Below are 22,677 nucleotides of genomic sequence, written 5' to 3' on the forward strand. Positions count from 1 at the left end.
CCCAACAGGCCTAATCGCGCACATCCGACTCATGAATCGGCTGGTCGCGGTGGGTGGCGCGCTGGTACTGCGCCGGCCAGATGGCTTTGCGCCCGCCCAGGTCGTCGTCGGCATGCAGCGGCCAGTAAGGGTCACGCAGCAGCTCCCGGGCCAGAAGGATGATGTCTGCCTGGCAGGTGCGCAGAATGTGCTCCGCCTGGGCCGGCTCAGTGATCAGACCCACGGTGCCGGTGGCGATCCCCGCCTCCTTACGCACCCGCTCGGCAAAACGTGTCTGATACCCCGGCCCCGTCGGAATCTCGGCGTTGGCCGCCGTGCCGCCGGAGGACACATCGATCAGGTCCACCCCCAAATCTTTCAGGCGCAACGCCAGTTCCACGGTTTCATCCGGGTTCCAGCCGTCTTCCACCCAATCGGTGGCCGAAACCCGCACAAACAGCGGCAACTCCTCGGGCCAGACCTCACGCACCGCCGCGGTCACTTGCAGCACCAGGCGGATGCGATTTTCAAACGAACCGCCGTACTGGTCCTGGCGCTGGTTGCTGATGGGCGACAGGAACTGGTGCAACAGGTAACCGTGGGCGGCGTGCACCTCCACCACCTTGAAGCCGGCCACCAGGGCCCGTTTGGCCGCGTCGACAAAGGCCTGGATGATCTCGCCGATCTGCCCTTCATCCAACGGCGTAGGCGGGGTGTGCTGAGGGTCGAAGGCAATCCGTGAAGGCCCCACCGGCACCCAACCGCCGTCTTCGGGCTTGACGCTGCCGTGCTTGCCGATCCAGGGCCGATGGGTGCTGGCCTTGCGCCCGGCGTGGGCCAGCTGGATCCCCGCTACCGCGCCCTGGGCGCTGATAAAACGGGTGATGCGTTGCAAGGGTTCGATGTGTTCGTCGCTCCACAGGCCCAGGTCCTGGGCGGTGATGCGTCCGTCGGCGGTGACCGCCGTGGCTTCGGTGAAAATCAACCCGGCACCGCCCACCGCACGGCTGCCCAAGTGCACCAGGTGCCAGTCGTTGGCCAGGCCATCGACGCTGGAGTATTGGCACATGGGCGACACGGCAATGCGGTTGAGCAGGGTCAGTTGACGCAGGGTATAGGGTTCAAGCAACAGACTCATGGGGCACCTCTCGATCAATGGTCAGGCTCCAGGGTGCTGTTTGAAGGGTCGACAAGTGACAGCGAAGAGAACGCCCGCCCCCGCGGGTAGAAGAATGACAAAAGGTCACAAGGCCAATCAGACAGTGTTTAGAGACTAGTCGAAAGGTCAGCCTCCAGCGGCAAGTTTGCTCGCCTCTTGGACTGACGGAGTGATAACCGCCCTCAAATGACGCCGAGCGCCAGACGCGGCATGCCCACGCAGAGCATGGGCACGAGAGTGACAGGTGGGGATGCCCGACGGACGTTAGCGCGGTTCGATATGGGCAATCATCAGTTGCACGGTTTCCTGGCCACGGAATTCGTTGAGGTCGAGTTTGTAGGCCAGTTCCACCCAGCGAATGGTCGGGTTGGGCCAGACTTCGCGGTCGATGCCAAAGGCGATGCCGTCGAGTTTCAGGGACCCGCACTCGCTGCGCAGCACCACCTTCAAGTGGCGCTCGCCGACGATGCGCTGCTCCACCAACTGGAACACGCCGTGGAACATCGGTTCAGGGAAATGCTGGCCCCAGGGACCGGCGTGGCGCAGGGCGCGGGCCAGTTCCAGGTGGAACTCTTCCACCGCCAGGGTGCCGTCCGACAGCAGGCGCCCGGTGAGGTCTTCCTCTTGCAGTTGGCGCCGGACTTCGGCGTCAAAGGCCTCGGCGAATGCCGGGAAGTTCTGTTCGGGCAAGGACAGGCCGGCGGCCATGGCGTGGCCGCCAAACTTGCTGATCAAATCCGGGTGCTTGGCCGCTACTGCATCCAGGGCATCACGGATATGGAACCCCGGCACCGAACGCGCCGAGCCCTTGAGCATGCCGTCGCCGGCATCGGCAAATGCGATGGTCGGCCGGTGGTAACGCTCTTTCAGGCGCGAGGCGAGAATCCCGATCACCCCTTGGTGCCAGTCGGCGTCGAACAGGCACAGGCCGAACGGCATCGACTCCACGGGCAGGTCCTTGAGCTGGGCCAAGGCCTCGCGCTGCATGCCTTGCTCGATGGATTTACGGTCCTGGTTCAGTTCGTCCAGCTGGCCGGCCATTTGCCGCGCCGCCGCCACGTCGCTGGTCAGCAGGCATTCGATGCCCAGGCTCATGTCGTCCAGGCGGCCGGCCGCATTCAAACGCGGGCCGAGGATAAACCCCAGGTCAGTGGAGGTGATGCGCGAAGGGTCGCGCTTGGCCACTTCGAGAATCGCCTTCAACCCGGGGCGCGCACGCCCAGCGCGAATCCGCTCCAGGCCCTGATGCACCAGGATGCGGTTGTTGGCATCCAAGGGCACCACGTCGGCCACGCTGCCCAGGGCCACCAGGTCCAGCAATTCGCCGATGTTCGGCTGCGGCTGGCTGTCATAGCGACCCAGACTGCGCAGGCGCGCACGCAAGGCCATGAGCACGTAGAAGATCACCCCGACCCCGGCCAACGCCTTGCTCGGGAATTCGCAGCCCGGCTGGTTGGGGTTGACGATGGCGTCCGCCGCCGGCAACGCATGGCCCGGCAAGTGGTGGTCGGTGACCAGCACTTTCAGGCCTGCGGCCTTGGCAGCCGCCACGCCTTCCACGCTGGAAATGCCGTTGTCCACGGTGACCAGCAACTGCGGCTCGCGTTGCAGGGCCACGGCGACAATTTCCGGGGTCAGGCCGTAGCCGTACTCGAAGCGGTTGGGCACCAGGTAATCCACATGGGCCGCCCCCAGCAAGCGCAAGCCCAACAGGCCCACGGTGCTGGCGGTGGCGCCGTCGGCGTCGAAGTCACCGACAATGAGGATGCGCTGGCGCTGATCCAGGGCGGTCACCAGCAGGTCCACCGCGGCGTCGATGCCCTTGAGCTGCTGATAAGGGATCAACCGCGCCAGGCTCTTGTCCAGCTCCGCCTCGGACTGCACGCCACGGGCGGCATACAGACGGGTCAACAGCGGTGGCAGATCACCCAGAAACGGCAGGACGGCAGGCAACTCACGGGGTTCGATACGCATGGGGCTCGTGGGGCTTCTCTTCAGTAACGGGGAATCAATCGGGGCAATTGGCGGCGAGTATCAACCGCGCTCGCCCATAAGCCATTCCAGCTGGACTTCGTGCTGGCCACGGTCGTCGGTGACGAAGATCGTGCCTTCGCTGATCATCACGTCCCACTTGATGACGCGGGGCATGTCCTTGGCCAGGGTTTCCAGCACGTCCTGGGGCACGCCGGCGACGTTGACGTTTTTCAGGTTCTTCACCGTGTCCAGCACACGGGTCTGCCACACACGCAGGCTACCGTAGGCCAGCAGGCTGGTGCGTTCGGTGCGGCGCGAGCACCAGGTCAGGCGATCGGCATCCGGCTGGCCGACTTCGATCCAGTGCAGCACGCGATCGTCCAGGCTCTTTTCCCACAGGGCCGGCTCATCCACGTCCGACAGGCCGCGACCAAACGACAGCTGTTCGTTGTACCAAAAGGCATAGGCCAGCAAACGCACGGTCATGCGCTCTTCGGTTTCCGAAGGGTGACGGGCGATGGTTTGCTTGACGCTTTCGTAAACGCCACGGTCAAGGTCAGTCAGGTTCAGTTCAAATTTATACGTGGTGGACGGCTGGGCCATGTGTGGGCTTCTTGGTTGTGCGAAAAGGTCGCAAGTCTAACCCGAAACCCCGTGCCCTGCCCGACCGCTGACCGCCCGCTCGGCCCCTGGGCGACATCCGTTGAAACGCATTGCCTGGGTAAAGACGGTTGCCAGCCTGCGCCCACCGTTTTATAACCGCGCCGCACGCAGGCTGGCGCACACCGCGCGAGTCCCGCAGACCCACAGGAAAGGACCTCCATGGCCATCGTTGTCACCCTCATTGTCATTGCGCTGATTGCTATCGCGCTGATTCTGTACACCCGCCGCAAGCTCAACGCCCCTAGCCCGGTGTCGCTTCACGACCTCAATGCCCAGATCAATCAGGCGATGATGCTGAGCAAGGCCGAGCCGCTGCTGGCGCTGCAACTGGCACAGCGCATGACCGGCAATGCCCAGGAGCTGGCCCTGCAATTGGTGGCGGCCGAACTCTACCTCGCCGGGCACAAGCGCCAGGCCCTGGAAATCAGGGCCGGGCTGCCGCCCCACGCCCAGGAGTACATCCTCAATACCCTGATCGAGTCGCTGCTCGACAGTGACGACACCCAGGCCTGCCTGGAACTGCTGGACCGCTGCGGCGAGTCCCTGCCCACCTGGCCTCTGCTGCAAGTGCGAATCCTCCAGGCTCGCGGCGAACAGGACCAGGCCGTGGCGCTGCTGGGCGAACTGGGCGACCCGCAACACCCGTCGGCCCAGGAGCGCCAGAGCATCGACAACCTGCTGATCCTGGCACGCCTGCAATATCAGGCCGGGCTGCAGGACGCCGCACTGGCCAGCGTCGAGCAGGCCTGGTCGACGTTCCAGGCCTCTGACGAGAGCCATCGCCTGAGCACACTGCGCAGGCTCTTCGATGCCTACGCCGACCAAGGGCAGTTCGAGCTGATCCTCACCCGGGCCGCGCAACTGCCGGTAGAAGAGCAAGAGCAGGCGGCGGCCGCCTTGTTCAGTGCCGGCCAGTTGGACTCGGCGTTCAGCCTGCTGGCGCAAATCGGCGATGCCCACTCCTACTTGACCTACGGCGAGCTGATGGATTCAGCCCTGGCCCGACACCAAGTCGATGCCGCGCTGCGCCTGCTGGACGTTGCCCCGGCGAGCGAGCAGAACAGACTGCTGCTGAGGCTGCTGAAGCATCACGTTGAACAAGGCCGGACCGCAGAAGCCGAGGCCTTGTTGCTGGCCCGGGAAAGCGAAGCGTCCCAGCGCCCGGGGATGATGCTCTACCTCTGTGACGAGCACCACGCGGCGCAGCCGCAGTGGACCGAAGCCTTGCTGGCCAAGGCCCTGCAACAGATCGACGGCCTGCGCGATGACCACGAGTTCTGGAGCGGCTTGCGCTTGCAGGCCCTGCATACCCAGTTGCAGGGGCAAAGCCGCCTGCCGGCCCACCGCCGGGACAGCTGGCTGGTGCGTACCAGCCTTGAGGAAATGCACAGCCTGCGCCAGCAACAAGAGAGCGAAATGCAGCTGCTGTACCTGTGCGAGCACGCCAGGCTGTTGCACAACCTGGGCCAGACTGCCCAGGGTCGGACCTTGCTGGAACAGGCCCTGGAACTGCTGGAGAACGCCCCGGACGTCGATGAAGACGACAAGACCCTGTACCTGGAAAACATCGCCGAAAGCTACCTGCACCTCGATGAGGTGGAGCAGGCCCAAGCCCTGCAGGACCGGCTCAACGCCCAGGACGCCGGCAGCCATTCACTGGAAGAAGATCTGCTGCTGCACCACATCGAGCATCAGCGTTTCGCCCAGGCCATCAACGCCCTGAACCTGAGCACCTTGCTCAGTGAGAAAAAACTCCTGTCACGCCTGCACCAGGCGCTGGAGGAACTGCACAAGCGCTCCCCCGAGCGGGCCACTGAACTGCAGGCGCAACTGATGGAACGCTTTACCAGCGGCCTGGCCTGGCGCTCGCGTTACGCCTCCCAGGCTTAACGGGGCACGTAGCGGTTCCAGAGTTCGTTGAACTCTTTGAGGTAGCTGGCCACCAGTTGCGGGTGGTCGATCACCAGCAGGTTTTCCTCGTTGCCGGTGGTGGCGCTGCGGGTCCAGTTGAAGCTGCCGTTGAGCAAGGTGCGGCCATCGAACACGGCGAACTTGTGGTGCATATGGAACGGCGTGTCGTCGATCCGCACCGGCACGCCGGCCTCGCGCAGCGCTGCAATATCGCTGCCGATATCGAACTGCTTTTCACTGTCGCTGATCACCCGTACCGCCACCCCGCGCTTGTGGCAAGCGCGGATCTCGTCGCTCAGTTGATCGTCGGAAATGGTGAACACGCAGATGTCCACCGAAAGGCGGGCCTGACGACACAGGTCGCGGATCTTGCGCCGACAGTCTTCGCCGGGGCTGAAGTGGGCGCTGGCCATGTCCCGCACCGGGGCCGCACTGACGTCCAGGGTCTTGATCACCTGCTCCAGCCATTTCAGGGCCGGCAGCACATTGGCGCTGTCCGCCAGGCTCAGCTCGCGCACCAGGTCGAAGGAGCGATTACGCAAGTAACGCACCTGATCGGCACTCAGTTCGCTGCCCAGTTGGCGCAGTTCGTCTCGCTCGTCGTTGCTCAGCTTGAGGTCCAGCAGGCTGTCGCGCAGCTGCTGGTCCAGGTTGGCAAAATCCATGTCGTGATCCTTGGCTATGGGTCGGTAAACCGGCGCTTAAGGTTGGGGGTCCTTGAGGGTGGGAACATTGCCATGGCTGAGCATACGGCTCAGTTCGTCGAGACGAGTGGCGATGTCACTGACACGCTGGTGGCTGTGCAGGTCGACGTCGATCTTCTTGTGCATGACCTTGATCAGCGGCAGGAAGCTGTTCTCCAGGTGCTCGGAGAGGTTTTCCAGCACTTCGCGCATGCCCTGTTGTTCCGGCGGACGGGCCAGGCCACGCACGCCTTCCACCAAATCATTGAGCTGGGCCACCACGCGGCTGCCGACGTCGCTGTCGCTGCCACCCATGGACCGGTTGCGTTGGAAGTCGCGCTTGATCTGCGCCCAGCGCTCCAGCTGCTCCGGCGTCTGATTGCCGCGCAACTCGGCAAGCTTGAGCAGGTTTTCCTCGGCGCCAGTGGTCAATAGCTGGGACTCGCCCTGGTAGTGGTCGGCCAAGAGTTGCAGGAGCTCGGCATCGTTCATCACTGCCGAGATTTTTTCCGCCATTTTGTTCATGTTGCGGTAGCTGCCCTGAAGCTTGAACGGCGGCTCGGTGCGGTACTGGTCGGCCTGGGCGGCACTGGCGATGTACTGCTGGTTGACCTTGAGCACCACGTCACGCACCTGCATCAGGCGCTGCAGGGTGGTGGTGATTTCGTTGATCTCGGCGCCGCTGTAGCTGTAGCTCAGCTCGTTGCTGGAGAACGGCTTGCCTTCGGCCTTGGCGACAAAGCGATAGACGTCGGCCATGTCGCGGGTGGCCAACGGCGCCAACACCGGGTTGGAGGTCAGGCCGTTCTCGATGTAACTCAGGGAGAAGGATTCCTGCATGCCGCCCAGGGTGTCGCCGAGGTTATAGATATCGGCCCGGTTGGCCAGCATGTCGGGGATCTTGAACACGTCGCCGGACTCGGTGTACGGGTTGCCGGACATCACCACGCAGAACTTCTTGCCGCGCATGTCGTAGGTCTTGGTGCGCCCCTTCCACACGCCTTCGATACGCCGGGTGCCGTCGCACAGCGAAATGAATTTTTGCAGGAACTCGGGGTGGGTGTGCTGGATGTCGTCGACATAGAGCATCACGTTGTTGCCCATTTCCAGGGCCAGGTTGAGTTTCTCCAGTTCCTGGCGCGAGGTAGCGTCCGGCGCCTGGGCCGGGTCCAGGGAACGCACCTCATGGCCCAGGGCCGGGCCGTTGATCTTCATGAAGATCAGGCCCAGACGATGCGCCACGTATTCCATCAGGGTGGTTTTGCCGTAGCCCGGCGGCGAAATCAGCATCAGCAAGCCCATCAGGTCGGTGCGCTTGTTTTCGCCCACGGTGCCCATCTGCTTGGCCAGGTTGTCGCCGATCACGCCCAGGTAGACGTCGTTGATCAGCTTGTTACGCACAAACGAGCTCAGTGGCCGCGGCTTGAACTCACTGAGGCGCAAGGCCTCGCGCTCGCGGCCGATGATGCCCTGGCGCAGCGCCTGGTAGCGCTGCAGGCCCGGCAGGAACTGCTGGCGGTGAGCGCGCAGGCGGGCAAAGAAATCATCCACGGCCAAGGACAGGCGACGCTCCTGGATGCGCGGGTGCTCGCCCATCAGGTTGTCGACGGCGAAGCGCAGGTCCACCTCGGTGATGCGCTTGGCCAGGTCATCGCTCAACAGCGACAGGGCCACGGCTTCGGGCACATAGGCCGCCAGCTCGGCGAACTCGCCGGCCGTGCACAGGCCCTGCAGCCAGTTGGCCGCCAGCGCCCACTGCGCCGCCGGACGCTCGGCCAGCCGGCCCAGGGCCTGCTGGTAGTCGTCCCACATGCGCGCGCCCTGCAGGCGCAACTTGAGCCCTTCCTGCAACTGCTTGGCGTACTTGCTGAAGGTGAACTCGATGCGCTCGGCGGCCAGCTCCTGCACCAGGTACTCGGCAGCCTCGTTGATCGCCGCGGGAGCCAGCCCCAACGGCTGTTGCGTGAGGAACGCCTGCATGGTCGCGAGGATCTCTTCCTGCAACTGGCGCAGCCCTTCACGGCGACCAAACAGTTGCTGGATGTGCCGGCTGGTACGCGCCCGCTCGGGCCATTGCGCCGGGCCTTCAAGGCTGCGCTGCTGATCCCAGAACAGGCTGGCGAAGGCACGTGGCGCCGGGCTGTAGCTCAACAGCCCGGCGCTCTCGCGCAGGGGCAGCAACTGCACCAGGATCGCCGCGGCGTCATGGTCGTGGATGCCCTTCTCGTAGCCTTCCTTGTAACGCGGCGCGGCGAAGTCGCGGATCACCCGGGCCAGTTCGTCCGGTTGCGCCAGCAGCGGCTTGAGGCCGTCCAGGCTCAGGCCTTCCTGCCCGGCATCGGCGGCCTCCAGCACTTGGCCAGCGAGGTACTCGGCGCGGTACAGGGTTGCCGACTCGGACTCCAGCGCCACTTGCCAGAAGTCCTTGAGGGCTTCCAGTTCCGGGTCGCGCAGGGGTTCGAGGAAATCGGTACCGGTGAGGTGCAGGTGCAGCTCGTCGCCCCGGGGCATCAGGGTCAGGTCCAGCTCCTGGGTGTTGACGCTGAAGCGATGACGCGGGCCAAGCTTGATGACGTTGCCGCCCTCTTCGAACAGCTCGGTCTTGTCGCGCAGGGCACGCACAGCCTGGTCGCGGGCGCCCTTGAGACGCGCCTCGACGTCATCGGCCTTGACGCTGTCCTTGAGCTCGCGCAGGCGCTCGGCCAGCTCCCGCAACTTGAGGATCAGCGGGTCGGCGGCGAAGAAGGCATTGAGTTCTTCGGCCTGGGTGAACTTGGCAGTGCGTCGGGTCAGGCTGTCGAGAATCCGCCGCGCGGCGTCCAGCAGGCCCTGGGCCTTGCGCTGGCGCTCGTCGAGCAGGGATTGCTTGTGGGCCTCGAAGGTTTCCAGCAACTCCTCACGCTTGCTGAGGATGTCACCGAGGAACTGTTCGTGATCGCCGAAACGGCTTTCCAACTCTTCCAACTGCACCAGCAGGCGCGACAGTTGTTCGTCGCAACGCTCCGGGTCCTGGGCCTGGCCCAGGGCGTTGGTGATGCCTTGGCTGAAGAGTTTGAACTGGGCACCGAACTGGGCCACGGTTTCCGTGGAACCCAGGCCTTTGCGCCGCTGCTCGGCACGGGCCTTGGCCTGGTTCAGGCGGGCGTAGATTTCCGAGATGGATTCGATGATCCGGGTGCGCTGGGTGGCGTCGTCGATCTGCAGCGACGCCATCAGGCTGGAGAGCATGTCCAGGTCGGCCGCCATGGCCTGCAAGGCCCCCAGCGGCTCGGCCAGTTGCGCCACGGTTTCGGCTTTCTGCGCTTCGCTGTCGAGGCTTTCCAGACGCGTGACGAACGGCTGCAACGCTTGCTCGCTGGCGAGGAAGGTCGCGGTGCCGGCGGCGGTGGTTTCCTGGGCCTTGAGCAGTTCGGCTTCCATGGCGTCGATGCGCGCCACGTCGATGTAGCGGTACTCACGGATGGTCAGCAACAGGCCGCGCTGGGCGGTGATGTTGTTGAGGGCATCGACAAAATTCTGCACCTGGTCCCAGCTGTCCACCAACAAGCCGGCGAGCAGGGCTTTCTGCTTCTCCTCGGCGCTGTGCATGGCCTGGCCAGACTGGCGGCGAATGCTTTCGACCTTCTCGTATTCGTCGAGCACCAGTTCGGAAGTGGCGGCAATTTCCCGCAGCAGCGGCGCCAGCCCTTCGAGCTCGGTGCTGCCCAGCCAGTGATAGACGTCGAACAGGCGTCGAGTGTTCTGGCACAGCAGGGAGTAGCGCTGCACCGACACCGCGGAGGTGCCGATCTCGCGGCACAGGTCATAAAGGTCGGAGACGCTGCGCACCAGCTCGGCATTGCCGATACGCCCGAGGAAGCCGCTGCGGGCCGGTTGCCGGGCAGCGAACTCGTCGGTGAAGAACGGCGTCTGCCAGACCTGCATCGGGTGAACCCGGGTCGGCTCGTCGCCTTCGGCGGCAAAGATCACCATGCGCCCGTCTTCCAGACGCGCGTAACCATGGCCAAACACCGGGTTCTGCAATTGGCGGTTGATCATGTTGTAGGTCAGCAGCACCGAGCGACCCTGCTCGGGGTGGTAGAAGATGTACTGCACGTCTTCGCCATTGGGCGAGCGCACCGAGCGCTTGAAGCGCATGCCTTCCATGGACTGCTCGAAGGTCTTGTACTCGCCGCTCTGCAGGTAGTAGCCGCCAGGGAAAATAATCCCGTGGTCTTCGGGCAGTTGCACGCAGGCCAGGCCGATGGCGTCGATGCGCTCCACCTGCCGGGTCAGGCTGTTGAACACCAGGTAGCGCCACTGCTCTTCGCGGTACGGCAGGACCTTGAGCAGGATCAGGCTGCCCAGGCGGGCGAATTCGATCTGCCCGTCGTCCAGGGACTGGGTCTTGTCCACCACCTCTTCGCGGTAGATGCCCAGGCCGTCCTCGGTGTTGTTCTCGACCTTGATGGTCAGGTCGCCGCCGAGGGTTTCGACGAACACCGTGTCGAGGATGTTCATGTGCGGGAAGCGACCTTCCACCGCCATCTCGCGGGTGGCCTTCTTCCATTCGAAATCAAAAGGCGCCGGCAAGGCGATGTCGCGCTCGCCGCGGTTGTCGATGTAGCGCACGTCGCGCCCATCCAGGGAGATGGTCCAGCGGAACACTCGAATATCGGTGATGCGCTCGCCAATCTGAAAACTCGCCAGCAGCTTGCCGTCACGGATGGCCAACTGCAGCAGGCGAGTGTTCTTGTAATAGGTGTACAGCTCGTTGAAATCGTTGAGGAAGCCCTGGGCATTGAGGAATGTGCCTTCCAGGGGCACCGATTCCGCCTCGTAGCCTTCGCCCTCCTCCACCAGCCGGTAGAGGGAGAACACGTCGGCCACATGGGTTTCTTTCTTCAGGCCGATAAACACGTTGTAGCCGAACAACAGGCAGTCGCCGACCTGGACGATGTCCCGGGCGATGCAGTTGTTCTCAGTGCGGATCCGTACCCGCCCGAGCACGTCCATGTGGCTGCTGCCGAACTCTTCGAGTCGCTGCCGGTTGAGCCCTTCGGCGGTTTGCCGCAGGCGCTGGCCCTGTTCCAGCAGGCGCTTGTGCAGCACCTCATAGGCGCCGCCTTCGGCGACCGCCTTGTCCAATACATCCTGTGGTGGAGTTGCGACTTGAGCGTCCGACATCGTGGCCTTCCTGGATCTACGGCGGGGTACAAAAAACGGCGGTCAGCCTCCCACCCTGCGCGCCACGACCTTGAAGGGCCTTGTGCGCAGAATGGGCGGCTACCGATCAGCGTGGGGTTCAGGCCCCGGCGGCAGGTGTTTCGACTTCAACGTTGCGCTCGGTGGCAGCGGCCGCTACCGCAGCAGCGACTGCCGGTGCAGCCTTGCCGTTGAGCAGGCGGGCCAGCACGTCCTGGACCACCGGGCTCTTGCCCACCACGCCTTCGATGGCCTTGCCCACCGACAGCGACTTGGCGAACGAGTTGAAGAAGTCGCCTTCGCCACCGACGATCTCGATCTTCGCCTTGCTGAGGGCTGCAGACAGCACCTCGGCCTGGTCCTTGGCGATTTCCTTGTTGGCGGCGATGGCAGCCATGGCCTCCTCGAAGTTCTTCTCCAACTGCATGCGGAACTCTTCGTGGGCACGGGCGCTGTCGCTGAGGGCGTCGAGGGCACCGAACTTCTTGCCCAGGCCTTCGGCTTCGGCGTTCAAGCGTTGCAGCAAGACGTCGGCTTCGGCCGAACCCAGGTCCTTGGTGGCCTTGGCCTTGGCCGCGCCCAGTTGTTCTTCGCCACGGGCCTGAGCGCCGAGTTTTTCTTCCATGACCTTGGCTTCGGCCAGGCCGTCTTTTTCCTTGGCAGCGGCCTGGGCTTCCATCACCCGGGCATCAGCCAAACCTTTTTCCTGCTCGCCACGGGCTTCGGCAATCAACTGCTCGCCACGCACGCGCGCCTGGGCCAGGCCTTCTTTTTCCTGAGCGGCGGCGGTGACTTCCAGCACCCGCGCATCGGCCAGGCCAGGCGCAGCGCGCTCGGCTTCCAGGCCTTCGGCCAGGCGTTTCTTGGCTTCGGACTGTTTGGCAGCCGCTTCCAGTTCGGCCTGGGCCAGGTTGTTGATTTCCACGGCGCGGTGCTTGGAACGGGTTTCGTCGGCTTCGGCTTGCTTGACCTGGCGCACCAGGTCCTGCTCGGCTTCGGCCTGGGCCTGGATCACCACCACTTGCTTGGCGCGCTCGGCTTCGGAAATTTCACGCACTTCCTTGATGCGCTCTTCTTCCTGGGCCACGGTCTTCTCGACCGCCACGCGCTCACGGATCACCGTGGCAATGTTCTTGCGCTGTTCTTCCAGGGCTTTCTCTTTCTCAATGCGTTGCAGCTCGACTTCACGCTCGCGGGCAACCACTTCCAGATCGCGGGCACGGGTGACTTTTTCCACCTCGATGACCACGGCGCGCTGGCGGTTCTGCTGGGCCACTTCGACTTCGCGCTGATGGTTCTCGGTGCGCACGTCGATTTCCTGCTGGGAATTGATGCGCGCTTGCTCGGCCTTGAGGCGTTCCTCTTCCTTGACCTTGGAGGTTTCGGCTTCCTCACGGGCGCGGATGGTTTCGATCTCGCGCTTCTGCCGGGCTTCGGCGTCGGCCTGCTGGCGCTCAAGGGACAGCGAGGCTTCACGGGTCTCGACGTTTTTCTTCTGGATCGCCAGTTCCTGGTTGCGCTCCAGTTCGTTGGTGATGACGTTCTGCGCCGCCGTCAGCTCGGTGATCTTGCGGATACCTTCGGCGTCGAGAATGTTGCTCGGGTCCAGGGAGTGCTTGGCGGTCTGCTCCAGGTAGTCGATGGCTACGTCTTCCAGCACATAACCGTTCAGGTCGTTGCCGATGATCTCGATAATGCGGTCACGGAAATCCTGGCGGTTTTCGAACAGCTGGACGAAGTCGAACTGCTTGCCCACGGTCTTCAGCGCTTCGGAGAACTTGGCGTTGAACAACTCGTTGACGGCCGCGCGGTCGGAGGCACGGTCGACGCCGATGGCCTTGGCCACCTTGAGCACGTCTTCCTGGGTTTCATTGACCCGCAGGTAGAAGGCCACGGTGATGTCGGCACGCATGTTGTCGCGGCAGATCAAACCGTCCTTGGCGCGGCGGTCGACTTCCAGGGTGATCAAGGAGATACGCATGAACTCCTTGAGGTGGATGACCGGGTACACCAGGGCGCCGGTGAAGTGCACCTTGGGCGTCGAGGACATGTCGTTGACGATCAGCGCCGTGCCTTGCGGGACCTTGATGTAGAAGGCCTTGAACAGGGCCAGCAGGCCGACCACCACCAGGACCACGAGGCCGATCCCGAACAGGATGGGCAGCAACGAGGGTAAGTTCATTCCAATCAATCTCCTTTGATCTGAGGGAGTCGGGGTCAGATGCCCCGGAACTCTTCCTCGGTAATGACCCGATAGGCGTGTTGCGCCTCCAGATACTCCAGTAACACGACGCGATCGCCGCGTTTGAATGCATGTTTCTCATCGGCCCGCACGCGCAGGATCAACCCCGCGCCGCCGTTTTCCAGGACCGCCTCGCCGTGTTCCAGGGTCACCCGGCCACTGCGCACCACGGCGGTCTGCCCCAGCACCGAAGTGCTGGTGGTGGCTTCCAATTTACGAAACAGGGGGCGCAGGGGGCTGCAGATAAATGCGCTGATGGGCGCCGCGAGGAACAGTGCCACGCCCGCCACCAGCACGCCCAGGGGGTAACGCAGCCACCCCAGGGGCAACTGGCTGAGGACGAAGAGTTCGGTGAAATAGCTGATGAACCAGCTGAAGAAGAACAGCAGGGTCAGGACCACCGTGACGGGCAGCCCGTTGAGCTTGAACTTGATCAGCAAACCCGCCAGGCCGTCGGCATGGCCGGAGCCTTCGAGCACCGAGTCGACCTCGATGTCCAGCAGGTCCACCTCGACCATGCCCAAGGCCACGACGATCCAATAGATGAACGCCAGGCTCAGCAGGAAGCTGAACAGCACGGTGGGAAACGACAGTACCGTCTGCAGAAAGATTTCCATTGCTTTCCTAATCCATGAAAAAAGCCGGCAGTGGCCGAACAGCCACGCCTTGTCACACGTCCGTTCAGGCCTTGCCCTGGGCCCTCAAGCGCTCCAGCACACTGTTGGCACTGGTGTCGTCGGCGACGATGCCCGCCGCCCGCAGCTTGGCATCCAAGGCATCATCGACAGTGCCTTGGGCGGCAAGTTCAGCCGCTGCCTCCATTTGCGCCGCGCGCTCGGCCTGTTTGAGCTTGATGCGCTCCAAGGACTCCACCGCCGTGTGCAACTTGCTCTGGGAACCGCCGTAGCGCTGGGCCACGGCCAACTGGGCCTTCTGCACACTTTCCGTGGCCTTGACCGTATCCACTTGTTGTTTCAAATGCTTGATGTTGCTTTCGGTTTGGCTCACCGCCTTGCGCAGTTGCCCGACATTGAGCGCCAGGGCTTCAGCCTGCTCGCGTTCGCTTGCCAGTTCACGCTCCAGATTGGCGATCTTTTCCGCCACTTCCAGGGCCAGGCTTTCATTGCCGGCGTCCAGAGCCTTGAGGGCATAGCTCTCGTATTCCACGACTTTGGCGGCGCTGCCCTGGGCGCGCTCGGCGGCCAGCTTCTGCCGGGCCATGATTTCCGCCAAGGCCGCCTTGGACACACGCAACTGCTGGTCGGCGTCGCGGATTTCCTGATCGAGGATGCGCAGCGCCTGGCTGTCCGCCAGGGCTTCGCCGGCTTCGTTGACACCGCCGCGCAGGGCGCTGAGCAACTTGCTCCAAACGTTCATGGGCATTCCTCCAAGTCAGGCCCGGGCCTGCAGATAACCTTCGTAGGCCTCGGTGGCGCGAATCACGTTGCCGGCCAGGGTCTCGATTTCAAACAGCACGTTGGACAGGATCGAAGTCGCGCTGAGGGCGCCGAACATGATGTAGCAGCGCTCGCCGCCCGGCAGCGTATCCAGGCCAATGCTCGACAGCGGGAACAGTTGGCGGCTCAGCAACACCTCTTCGTTGAAGGCACTGGCGTCGCTCACCTCGCTTTGGGGCCAGAGCAATGCCTCCACCAGAATCTGCTCGCCTTGCACGGCGACGAACAACGGCAGGTCACCGTATTCGCGCATGGTCACGTGCAAGCTGGGCTCGGCGCCTTCAAGCAATTCGATGCTGGCTTCGCCGCTGCTGAACAAGTCAGTGGCAGCCAAAGCCTGGCAGAGCGTCGGGGCGTTCCAGACCTGAGGCATGCTGATCTCTCCATCCTGATCCAAAGAGGCCAAACCGTTGGCGGGCTGGCGCAAATGTCTTTCCACTGCCAGCAACGCCTGGGCATGCTCGGGCAGTATCCAGATTTCCTTTTTCACCAGGCCCTGATCACGCAGGCGCTGGCGAAATAATCGCTGGTAATGGGCTGAGGACTTGGTGTGCATGGGCAGAGACTAAAACATCACATGTAATTTTTTCAACACATCACATGTGATTAATGCGAAGGGATTCACACGCAGGCAGCCGAACACCCCGGAACAGGTCCGGAAGCAGCAGATAAGGGGATGGTGAACATGACACGCGAACCTCTCCCTGGTTTTTTTGACGGCGTACATTCCATGACAGGCGGCAATTAAACCCGCTGCCGATGGGAATGAGAAGCCGAAAAACCTCAAACCGCCGGGCCACCCAGGAAAAGCCCTCGGCCGACGACTGCCTAAAGCACCCTCAATGGTCTAGGCTAGGCGGATTTTCCTGCCTCGCGGACGCCCCATGAATAGCCTCAACAAGCCCCTCGCCGGATTGAAAGTCATCGAACTCGGCACCCTGATCGCCGGCCCCTTCGCTTCGCGCATCTGCGCCGAGTTCGGGGCCCAGGTGATCAAGGTCGAATCCCCCGATGGCGGCGATCCGCTGCGCAAGTGGCGCAAGCTGTATGAAGGCACCTCCCTGTGGTGGTTCGTCCAGGCCCGCAACAAGCAGTCCCTGACCCTCAACCTCAAGCACCCTGAAGGCCTGGCGATCCTCAAGCAACTGTTGGGGGACGCTGACATCCTGATCGAGAACTTCCGCCCCGGCGTCCTGGAGAAACTCGGCCTGAGCTGGGAAACCCTGCACGCCCTCAACCCCAAGCTGGTGATGGTGCGCCTGTCCGGGTTCGGCCAGACCGGCCCCATGAAAGACCAGCCGGGCTTCGGCGCCGTGGGCGAATCCATGGGCGGCTTGCGTTACATCACCGGCTTCGAGGACCGCCCGCCCGTGCGCACCGGGATCTCCATCGGCGACTCGATTGCCGCGCTATGGGGCGTGATCGGCGCGCTGATGGCCCTGCGTCATCGCGAAGTCAACGGCGGCCAGGGCCAGGTGGTGGATGTGGCGCTGTACGAGGCGATTTTCGCCATGATGGAAAGCATGGTGCCGGAGTTCGACGTGTTCGGCTTTATCCGCGAACGCAGCGGCAATATCATGCCCGGCATCACCCCCTCCTCCATCCACACCAGCGCCGACGGTCGTCACGTACAGATCGGCGCCAACGGCGATGCCATCTTCAAGCGCTTCATGCTGATCATCGGCCGCGAAGACCTGGCCAACGACCCGGCGCTGGCCAGCAACGATGGCCGCGACACGCGCCGTGACGAGTTGTATGGGGTGATCGATCGCTGGGTCAGTTCGCTGCCGCTGGAGCAGGTCTTGCATCAATTGAACCTGGCCGAAGTACCCGCCAGCCGGATCTTCAGTGCCGAGGATATGTTCAAGGACCCACAGTTCCTGGCCCGGGAAATGTTCCTCCAGGCCAAGCTGCCCGATGGTAAAGATTTCAAGATGCCGGGGATCGTGCCGAAATTATCAGAGACACCCGGTTCCTGTGACTGGGTGGGCCCGGAACTCGGCGAACACAACACCCCGGTGCTGAGTGCGCTGGGGTATGACGCACAACAGATCAGCCGCCTGCGCGCAGACGGGGCGATCTAGACCTGCACCCACGACCCGATGATTGTTTTTCCATAGAGGATCCCCCCTGATGGACTCACCCGGCAGACGGCCAAAGATAAGCGTGACACGCCTATTGCCCATGCTGCTGGCGTTGAGCGGGTACCCACAGCTCAGCCAGGCCAAGGACACCTTGATCTGGCTGCTGCGGGACTTGCCGCCGACCACGATTTTCGAAGGACCGCAACGGGGTCAGGGCGTCATCGACCAGACCCTGCCGGCGCTGATCGCCAGCCTACCGGAGTACCAGCACAGTGTTATCCACGTGAACCGCGCCCGCGGCACGCAGATGCTCAAGGACCAGCCTTTTGTCTGTGACCCATCGTTGATCCTGACGCCGGCGCGGGCCCAGTGGCTGCTGTTTTCCAAGACCAGTTTCCGCGCCTTCAGCAACGGCCTAGCCGTGCTGCGCCGCGACCATGCGAGCCTGCAACCCTTTGTCAAAGACGGGCGCGTCGACCTCAGCGCACTGCTGGCCAGTGGCGCCCACAGCGTCGGCGTGGTTGCCGAGCGCAGCTACGGGGAACCGATCGACAGCCTCTTGCAACAGGCCCCAGCCGACGCCCTGACCAGCCATTACGGCAACAGCGCCATTGGCAATCTGCTGCAGATGCAGCGCCTGGGACGCCTGAAGACGCTGCTGGGCTATCAGACCGAAATCCGCTTCCAGGCCCAGCAACAAGGGCTCAACCCCGACGAACTGGAGTTCTACCCGATCCAGGGCATGCAGAAGTATCAATCGGTGCACGTGGGGTGTTCGAAGACCGCCCAGGGCCAGCACGCCATCGAGCGCATCAACCAGACCTTGCTGGAGCTGCGGGAAAAGACCCTGGTGGAGCTCTATGCCATCTGGCTGGACCCGACCACGCGCGAAGAATACCGCCAGGACGCCGCGGCTTTTTTTCGCGACACCCGGGAATAAACCCAAACGCCAGGCAAAAAGAAACCCCGAGAAGTGGGGAGACGACTCGGGGTTAAACGTGATCTTCAAAGAGATCCGTATCAACAAGCGACAAGCACCGGAGCACAATGCTCGCTCTTGCTGATACGGGGTCTGACTGGTTAAACAACGGGAAGGTTCCGTAAAAATTGATCAGCTACCGCGATGGAAGCTTTTCTCCAGGGCAGCATTGCGCAAAGCGGCCACCACACAAGGCTCAAGGCGCCTTCGGCGATCAGCACATCACGGTGCAGACCATCGACCACATCGGTCAGCAAACGCTTATCGGTGAGCTGGGCCTGATTGACCTCCCGCTCGACAACAATCGCGCCCAGCGCGTTCTTCAGGGTGACCAGGCATTCGCCGTGTGCACCCGACGGGGTCAGAGTCACTTGATACGGGCTCAAAGCTTCACCCAACAACAGGCTGATACTTTCCATCTCGATCACCACTCAATAGTCCGAAAACAAGTGCCTAAGGGCGTGTCCACAATAAATGACCACCGGCCCGAGAGGAAAGTTCGTCGTGTGCAAAAGCCATCAGGGCTTGCAGTCTATCGAGCATGCACGGCAAAGATGACAGGGATAAAACAACGGCTGGCCGCTGACCACCGGCCAGTTATCGCGCCCATAAAAAAACCCGTCGTCAGACGGGCTTTTCAAACCAGCGCCGTTCAATCAATCAGAGCGGCTTGCCCCGATTGCCGTGCTGGCTGACAAAGCTCTGAACGGCCTTCAGGTCATTGGCCAGAACGGTGCAACGCTCATCGCGCTCGAACAGGTCGGCCAGGTGCGCCGGCAACTCCAGGGCTTTGCCGATACCGGCCTTCTCCACAGCCTCCGGGAACTTGACCGGGTGCGCGGTGCCCAGGATCACCATCGGGATGTCCAGGCTGCGACGGCACTCGCGGGCCGCTTTCACGCCGATAGCGGTGTGCGGGTCCAGCAGCTCGCCGCTTTGGGCAAAGACTTCAGCGATGGTTTCGCAGGTTTGCGCATCGTCCACCGCCAGGGAGTCGAACAGCTTGCGCGCTTCGCTCCAACGGTCCTGGTCGACACTGAAACCACCACCCTGCTTGAAGGTTTCCATCAGGCCGGCCAAGGCCGCACCGTTGCGACCGTGAAGGTCAAACAACAGGCGCTCGAAGTTCGACGACACCATGATGTCCATGGACGGCGACAGGGTGGCGTGCAGGGTTTCCTTGACGTACTGATTGCCGCTCATGAAGCGGTGCAGGATGTCGTTGCGGTTGGTGGCGACGATCAACTGGTTGATCGGCAGCCCCATATTGCGAGCCAGGTAGCCGGCGAAGATATCGCCGAAGTTGCCGGTCGGCACGGAGAACGCCACGGAACGAGCCGGGCCGCCCAACTGCAAGGCTGCGTGGAAGTAATAGACGATCTGGGCCATGATCCGCGCCCAGTTGATCGAGTTCACCGCTACCAGGCGCGTGCCCTTGAGGAAGCTCTGGTCGGCGAAGCTGTTCTTGACCATTTCCTGGCAGTCATCGAAGTTGCCTTCGATGGCGATGTTGTGGATGTTGTCGCCGAACAGCGTGGTCATCTGCCGACGCTGCACTTCGGACACACGGTTGTGCGGGTGCAGGATGAAGATGTCGACGTTTTCGCAGTGCTTGCAACCTTCGATGGCCGCCGAACCGGTATCGCCGGAGGTAGCGCCCATGATCACCACACGCTCGCCACGCTTGGCCAGCACATAGTCCAGCAGACGACCCAGCAGTTGCAGGGCAAAGTCCTTGAACGCCAGGGTCGGGCCGTGGAACAGCTCCAACACCCACTCGTTGCCGTTCAACTGGCGCAGTGGCGCCACGGCACCATGGGCGAAGACGCCGTAGGTTTCTTCCAGGATCTTTTTGAAGTCCGCATCCGGGATGCTGCCGGTGACGAACGGGCGCATGACCCGGAACGCCAGCTCGTGATAGGGCAGGCCGGCCCAGGAAGCGATTTCTTCCTGGGTGAAGCGCGGCAGGTTTTCCGGCACATAGAGGCCGCCATCGCTGGCCAGGCCGGCCAGCAGGACATCTTCAAAATTCAGGGCCGGTGCCTGGCCGCGAGTACTGATATAGCGCATGGGGGCAAACCTTTGGTTTGAGCGACAAGCTCCAAGTGCCAAGCTACAAGTCAAAGCCGATCAGCTTTCAACGTGCCGCTTATGGCCTGCAGCTTGCCGCTGCTTCATTAATTCAAATGTTCGACGCGGATACGTACCACTGGGCCGACAACGCCCTGCAGGGCTTCCAGCGCGGTGATCGCATCGTTGATGTGCTGTTCCTGAACCCGATGGGTCAGCAGGATCATCGGCACCAGGCCGTCCTGCTCTTCCACTTCTTTCTGCATGATCGATTCGATATTGATACCGCGCTCCGAGAGGATGCTCGCCACCTGGGCCAATACGCCCGGGTGATCCTTGGCTTGAATCCGCAGGTAGTAGGCGCTCTCGCAGGCTTCGATCGGCAGGATCGGGTGATCCGACAACGAGTCCGGCTGGAAGGCCAGGTGCGGTACACGGTTTTCCGGGTCGCTGGTCATGGCGCGAACCACGTCCACTAGGTCGGCCACCACCGAGGAAGCCGTTGGCTCCATACCGGCACCGGCGCCGTAGAACAAGGTCGAACCGGCCGCATCACCGTTGACCATCACCGCGTTCATCACCCCGTTGACGTTGGCGATCAGGCGATCGGCCGGGATCAGGGTCGGGTGCACCCGCAGCTCGATACCGGCGTCGGTGCGACGCGCCACGCCCAGGTGCTTGATGCGATAACCCAAGGCTTCGGCGTAGTTCACGTCAGCCGTGGTCAGGCGAGTGATGCCTTCGGTGTAGGCCTTGTCGAATTGCAGCGGAATACCAAAGGCGATGGACGCCAGGATGGTCAGCTTGTGGGCCGCGTCGATGCCTTCGACGTCGAAGGTCGGATCGGCTTCGGCGTAACCCAGGGCTTGCGCCTCGGCCAGCACGTCTTCGAAGGTACGGCCCTTCTCACGCATTTCGGTGAGGATGAAGTTGCCAGTACCGTTGATGATGCCCGCCACCCAGTTGATGCGGTTGGCCGACAAGCCTTCACGAATCGCCTTGATCACCGGAATACCACCGGCCACGGCGGCTTCGAAGGCCACGATCACACCCTTCTCCCGGGCCTTGGCAAAAATTTCGTTGCCGTGGACAGCAATCAGCGCCTTGTTCGCGGTGACCACGTGCTTGCCGTTGTCGATGGCCTTGAGCACCAGCTCACGGGCCACGGTGTAGCCACCCACCAGCTCGATGACGATATCGATCTCGGGGTTGGTGGCGACGGCGAAGACATCGTTGGTAATCGCAATACCGGTCGTCTGGAACTGAGGCTTTGGCGTACGCGTAGCAATTTGCGCTACCTGGATTCCACGCCCGGCACGGCGGGCAATCTCCTCGGCGTTACGCTGAAGTACGTTTAAGGTACCGCCACCGACAGTACCCAGCCCACAGATGCCTACTTTGACCGGATTCACTCTGAACTCCCCATAAAACGGCCGACTCAAGGTCGGCCGTGGAAACAACCGCAATCATCGCGGCTCTCTATTAATGACCCGCCAATCGCAACCGGCGCGCCATGATCGTCAAAGGCTTAGCGTGACGATGCAGGATTATTTCGCACCCAGCGCCAGTTTGGCCACTTGCGGTGCAGGCTGGTAGCCCGGAATGACTTGGCCATCGGCCAAAACGATGGCCGGCGTACGTTCACGCCAATGGACTGGCCCAGGGCGAATTGCTTGGAAACCGGGTTGGCGCACTTGGCGGCCTTGATTTCCTTGCCGTCGACCATCTTGTCCATCGCGGCTTTCTTGTCCGCCGAGCACCAGACCGCTTGCAGTTGTTCGTCACCCGGCGAACCCAGGCCCTGGCGCGGGAACGCCACATAACGCACTTCGACGCCCATTTTGTTCAGCTCGGGCACTTCGGCGTGCAGTTTGTGGCAGTACGGGCAGGTGGTGTCGGTAAAGACGGTGATATGGGTCTTGGTCTCGCCAATGGCCGGATAGACCACCGTTTCTGCGACCGGAATGTTGTTGATCAACTTGGAGACGCCCAGGCGCTCGGTTTTTTCAGTCAGGTTGACCGGTTTGCCATCCTTGAGCTGGAACAGATACCCCTGCATCACGAACTGGCCGTCAGCGCTGGCATAGAGCACGCGACTGCCCTTGAGCTTGACTTCATACAGGCCCGGCAGCGGGCTGGCGCTGATGCTTTCCACGGGCACTTCGAGCTGCAGGCTTTCGAGGCTCTTGCGGATGGTTTTCTCGGCGGCGTCATCGGCACAGGCGAAGGTACTGACCAACGCGATGGCGGCGGCAGCAAAAATCTGGGTCAAGCGCATGGAAACTCCTGAAG

The 22,677-nt window shown here is 62.6% G+C and carries 14 protein-coding genes and 2 pseudogenes; 3 read left to right on the top strand and 13 right to left on the bottom strand.

The window, feature by feature from the left end; all coding sequences use genetic code 11:
• Positions 1-10: 10 nt before the first annotated feature.
• The 3 genes from M1B35_RS05520 to M1B35_RS05530 all read right to left on the bottom strand — a co-directional run bounded on the left by M1B35_RS05520 (position 11) and on the right by M1B35_RS05530 (position 3,715).
• The gene (locus tag M1B35_RS05520; protein WP_123336818.1) at positions 11-1,117 is read right to left on the bottom strand and encodes an NADH:flavin oxidoreductase/NADH oxidase; all 1,107 of its coding nucleotides are present in this window, start codon (positions 1,115-1,117) and stop codon (positions 11-13) included.
• A 285-nt stretch (positions 1,118-1,402) separates the two neighbouring features.
• Positions 1,403-3,112 carry a single-stranded-DNA-specific exonuclease RecJ gene (gene recJ / locus M1B35_RS05525; protein ID WP_268261427.1) on the bottom strand — a complete coding sequence of 570 codons (1,710 nt, stop codon included), beginning with the start codon at positions 3,110-3,112 and terminating at the stop codon, positions 1,403-1,405.
• Between the two features lie 60 nt (positions 3,113-3,172).
• Positions 3,173-3,715, bottom strand: coding sequence for a YaeQ family protein (locus M1B35_RS05530; protein ID WP_123336821.1), 543 nt, complete (start codon positions 3,713-3,715; stop codon positions 3,173-3,175).
• A gap of 219 nt (positions 3,716-3,934) precedes the next feature.
• Between M1B35_RS05530 and M1B35_RS05535 the strand changes: the two genes are divergently transcribed.
• Positions 3,935-5,665, top strand: a complete 1,731-nt coding sequence (locus M1B35_RS05535) for a tetratricopeptide repeat protein (RefSeq protein ID WP_268261428.1) — start codon at positions 3,935-3,937, stop codon at positions 5,663-5,665.
• Here M1B35_RS05535 and M1B35_RS05540 read toward each other — a convergent pair.
• The 6 genes from M1B35_RS05540 to bacA all read right to left on the bottom strand — a co-directional run bounded on the left by M1B35_RS05540 (position 5,662) and on the right by bacA (position 15,808).
• Positions 5,662-6,351 carry a phospholipase D-like domain-containing protein gene (locus M1B35_RS05540; protein ID WP_123336825.1) on the bottom strand — a complete coding sequence of 230 codons (690 nt, stop codon included), beginning with the start codon at positions 6,349-6,351 and terminating at the stop codon, positions 5,662-5,664. The two genes, M1B35_RS05535 and M1B35_RS05540, sit on opposite strands and share 4 nt — an antisense overlap.
• Positions 6,352-6,387: 36 nt before the next feature.
• Positions 6,388-11,535 carry a DNA repair ATPase gene (locus M1B35_RS05545; protein WP_268261429.1) on the bottom strand — a complete coding sequence of 1,716 codons (5,148 nt, stop codon included), beginning with the start codon at positions 11,533-11,535 and terminating at the stop codon, positions 6,388-6,390.
• A 118-nt stretch (positions 11,536-11,653) separates the two neighbouring features.
• Entirely contained in the window at positions 11,654-13,735 is a 2,082-nt protein-coding gene (locus M1B35_RS05550) for a flotillin family protein (RefSeq protein WP_268261430.1), read from the bottom strand.
• A 35-nt stretch (positions 13,736-13,770) separates the two neighbouring features.
• Positions 13,771-14,412 (bottom strand): hypothetical protein, encoded by a 642-nt coding sequence (locus M1B35_RS05555; protein WP_123336831.1) that lies wholly within the window; start codon positions 14,410-14,412, stop codon positions 13,771-13,773.
• Between the two features lie 64 nt (positions 14,413-14,476).
• Positions 14,477-15,172: a PspA/IM30 family protein gene (locus M1B35_RS05560; protein WP_268261431.1), complete on the bottom strand. Its 696-nt coding sequence runs from the start codon at positions 15,170-15,172 to the stop codon at positions 14,477-14,479.
• 15 nt (positions 15,173-15,187) lie between these two features.
• The gene (bacA, locus tag M1B35_RS05565) at positions 15,188-15,808 is read right to left on the bottom strand and encodes a biofilm formation regulator BacA (RefSeq protein ID WP_123336835.1); all 621 of its coding nucleotides are present in this window, start codon (positions 15,806-15,808) and stop codon (positions 15,188-15,190) included.
• Positions 15,809-16,136: 328 nt separating this feature from the next.
• On the opposite strand from bacA, the gene M1B35_RS05570 reads away from it, so the two are divergent.
• Both M1B35_RS05570 and M1B35_RS05575 read left to right on the top strand, forming a co-directional pair.
• Positions 16,137-17,336, top strand: a complete 1,200-nt coding sequence (locus tag M1B35_RS05570) for a CaiB/BaiF CoA transferase family protein (RefSeq protein WP_123336837.1) — start codon at positions 16,137-16,139, stop codon at positions 17,334-17,336.
• 100 nt (positions 17,337-17,436) lie between these two features.
• Positions 17,437-18,276: a TIGR02285 family protein gene (locus M1B35_RS05575; protein WP_268261446.1), complete on the top strand. Its 840-nt coding sequence runs from the start codon at positions 17,437-17,439 to the stop codon at positions 18,274-18,276.
• A gap of 171 nt (positions 18,277-18,447) precedes the next feature.
• Here M1B35_RS05575 and M1B35_RS05580 read toward each other — a convergent pair.
• From M1B35_RS05580 to M1B35_RS05595, 4 genes and pseudogenes are all read right to left on the bottom strand, one after another.
• A pseudogene (locus tag M1B35_RS05580) lies at positions 18,448-18,734 on the bottom strand (DUF3509 domain-containing protein).
• 241 nt (positions 18,735-18,975) lie between these two features.
• Positions 18,976-20,385 (bottom strand): threonine synthase, encoded by a 1,410-nt coding sequence (gene thrC / locus M1B35_RS05585; RefSeq protein ID WP_123336843.1) that lies wholly within the window; start codon positions 20,383-20,385, stop codon positions 18,976-18,978.
• A gap of 107 nt (positions 20,386-20,492) precedes the next feature.
• On the bottom strand, positions 20,493-21,797 hold the full coding sequence (locus M1B35_RS05590; RefSeq protein WP_123336845.1) for a homoserine dehydrogenase: 1,305 nt from the start codon (positions 21,795-21,797) through the stop codon (positions 20,493-20,495).
• Between the two features lie 135 nt (positions 21,798-21,932).
• Positions 21,933-22,663: pseudogene (locus tag M1B35_RS05595) on the bottom strand (thioredoxin fold domain-containing protein).
• Between the last annotated feature and the right edge of the window lie 14 nt (positions 22,664-22,677).

The sequence above is a fragment of the Pseudomonas morbosilactucae genome (assembly GCF_023241665.1).
Taxonomy (GTDB): Bacteria; Pseudomonadota; Gammaproteobacteria; order Pseudomonadales; family Pseudomonadaceae; genus Aquipseudomonas; species Aquipseudomonas morbosilactucae.